The sequence below is a fragment of the Oleiphilus sp. HI0080 genome, assembly GCF_001635135.1.
The window spans coordinates 1-741 of sequence record NZ_LWFU01001135.1 but is presented as its reverse complement, the minus strand read 5'-3'; the positions used below and the strand labels follow the sequence as shown (position 1 = coordinate 741).

Below are 741 nucleotides of genomic sequence, written 5' to 3'. Positions count from 1 at the left end.
CCGCTTTTAGCAGCGTAACCTTTAATACTACAGAGATTGCTTAACAATCTATTTTCTCTTCTTGCGATTCGCAACGTGAATGGCATGTCCACCGACTGCTAATGCCGCCTCGTGGACGGACTCTGATAGCGTTGGGTGCGCAAACACAGTCAAGCCAAGGTCTTCGGCACTAGACCCAAACTCCATTGCAATCACAGCTTGCGCGATCAATTCTGATGCACTTGGGCCTATGATATGGACGCCCAACACCCGATCAGTCTCTTCATGCGCTAGTATCTTCACCATACCAGCTGTCGAGTTTGCGGCCATTGCACGGCCGCTCGCTGCAAAGGGTGCCACACCAACATTGTATGGTACGCCATCGGCCTTGAGTTGCTCTTCTGTTTGACCAACCCATGCGAGCTCTGGATGCGTATAAATTACACCAGGAATCGTGTCGTAATTAACTTGCGTCTTCTGACCGGCAATTCGCTCGGCAACCATGACACCTTCTTCGCTACCTTTATGCGCGAGCATTGGACCACGAACCACATCACCAATTGCGTAAACGCCCGGCACGTCTGTTTGGCACTGGTCATCAACATAAATGAAGCCCCGTTCGTCAAGATTGACGCCGCTATCCGCAGAGAGCAAACCGTCAGTAACAGGTGCTCGGCCAACTCCGACAATTAACTTGTCCACTTTTAGCTCTTGTTCGCCCTTGGCATCTTTGTAGTTAACGTAAACCAAGTTACGTTTCAC

The 741-nt window shown here is 50.3% G+C and carries 1 protein-coding gene; it reads right to left on the bottom strand.

What is annotated here, in order from left to right; genetic code table 11:
- Nucleotides 1–48 precede the first annotated feature (48 nt).
- The coding region (locus A3751_RS20420) for an FAD-dependent oxidoreductase (RefSeq protein ID WP_156492683.1) at nt 49–741 on the bottom strand (693 nt) is incomplete at its 5' end.